Consider the following 1,935-nt stretch of genomic DNA (forward strand, 5'->3'; position numbering starts at 1 on the left):
CCGAGGATCCGCTCGGGGTCGCGGTCGTGGTCTCCGACGCCCACGAAGGCCTCAAGCACGCGATCAAGGCGATCCTGCCCGGCGCCGCCTGGCAGAGTCTGTCGGGTCCACTTCGCCCGCCACGTCAGCCGCGCGCTCGGCACCGCCCGCTCCAAACCGGTCAACGCGCTGATCGGCACCATCTTCGCCCAGACCACCCCCGAGACCGTGATCGACTGCTACCAGCAGGTCACCGCCAGCCTCGCCCGCTCCGGCTTCACCGAAGTCGCCGACACGCTCGAACGCGCCGAGCCGGACCTGACCGCCTTCGCAACCATGCCCACCGAGAACTGGCGCAAGCTCTGGTCCAACAACCCCATCGAACGCCTCAACCGCGAGATCAAACGCCGCGCCGACCTCGTCCAGATCTTCCCCGACCGAGGCTCCGTCACCCGACTCATCGGCGCGATCCTCCTCGAACAACACGAGGAATGGCACTACGGCGAACGCCGCTACCTCTCCGAAGTCTCCACGCGCCGCCTCATCGACACCCTCACCAAAGACACCCGAGACCCCTACTCCGCACTAGCCATCAGCGCCTGACCAAAGAGCACCACACAGCGGGACTTGACCATACCGGGCTCGTCGTCCAAGATCAGCCGCCGCGGGAACCCACACCAACTGGCCGAGCAGTTCCCAAACAAGCAGCAGCAGCGCCTCGGGCTTCGGTGTCGGGGCAGCTGTCGACGGCGCTCGAAAAGTCGACAGTTTCACCGGGCTCGTTCCCAGCGACCATCGCAACGAGGACCCTGGCGATAGATCCTCCTGTCTCCCGACGGCCGGTGTGGGAGAAGCGGCGCCAGTTCCCGGAGTTGTGCGCTCTGGACACATCACGACGTGGTGCGTGCCTCGAGCGCGCGATCGCCCGGTCGACCGGCAACTTCTGGAAGCCCCGTTGCCGTTCGGGTCTTCTCGCCAGGCTTCCTGTCCGAGCACGAGAGGGTGCAGATCACCGACGTCGCCAGCCGCGGTCTGGGACCGACAGCAGTCGCCCACGGCCTGGGTCGCGCACCGTCGACGATCAGTCGCATGTTGCGCCGCAACAGCAGCCGCACCGGGCAGTACCGGCCATTCGGCGCGCCCGCCGCGGCTGCGGCGCGCAGACGACGACTCTGGCCCTGCAAACTCGCGGTAGGCCCCGACCTGAGGAACCGAGCACTCTCGCCGCTGCGACCAACGTGGCTTCGATCCCGCCGACCGAACCCGGGCCGCACTGAGAGGGCGACCTCATCGTCGGACACATCACCGCCCCGCAACCGGCACCCTCATCGAGCCGCGACCCCGCAGCCGCAAGCTCCTCTACCCGCCGCCCCTGAACACGCACGAGATGCGCGCCGGCCTCGTCCGAAGGTCCGCTACTCCCGCAACCACTGCCGCACCCTGACCTGGGCCAAAGGCACAGAGATGGCCAGACACCACGACGTGACCGAGAACACCAACGGGCGCCTGCGCCAGCACCTGCCGAAGTCCACGGACCTCTCGCTCCACAGCCCCAGCGACCTCGCCCACGTCGAATCCGAACTCAACACGACCCCGCATCCCCCTCGACAAGTGTCCGCCTTCGGAGCGCCGTCGACACCCATGGCATTGGCAGTCAAGGCACCGCCCGGCTGGTACGCCTCTGCGTTGGAGCCGCCGCGAGAGAAAGCGATCACCGCCCAAAAGCCAAACAGGCCCCTGCGCAGAAGCGCAGGAGCCTGAACATCCCGTTCGACCCGATGCCGGCTGATGGCGTCGTCGCAATGCCCGCACCCTCGCCAGCGGGCAGTAGCGCGCGACAGACCCCAGAATGCACAAAACCCCCGATCAGAATCATGATCGGGGGTTTTGTGTAAGAAGTCCGGCGGCGTCCTAGTCTCCCACAGCGTCCCCGCTGCAGTACCATCGGCGCTGAAG

1 protein-coding gene and 1 pseudogene are annotated in these 1,935 nt (G+C 67.2%); both read left to right on the forward strand.

The annotated features are described in order from the left end of the window. Nucleotides 1–582, forward strand: a pseudogene (locus BLR46_RS14705) (transposase); the annotation flags it as partial. A gap of 297 nt (nucleotides 583–879) precedes the next feature. Beyond that, nucleotides 880–1,740 (forward strand): helix-turn-helix domain-containing protein, encoded by an 861-nt coding sequence (locus tag BLR46_RS15635; RefSeq protein ID WP_425441408.1) that lies wholly within the window; start codon nucleotides 880–882, stop codon nucleotides 1,738–1,740. The last annotated feature ends 195 nt before the right edge of the window (nucleotides 1,741–1,935 follow it).

This window comes from Tessaracoccus oleiagri (assembly GCF_900103275.1).
Classification (GTDB): Bacteria; Actinomycetota; Actinomycetes; order Propionibacteriales; family Propionibacteriaceae; genus Arachnia; species Arachnia oleiagri.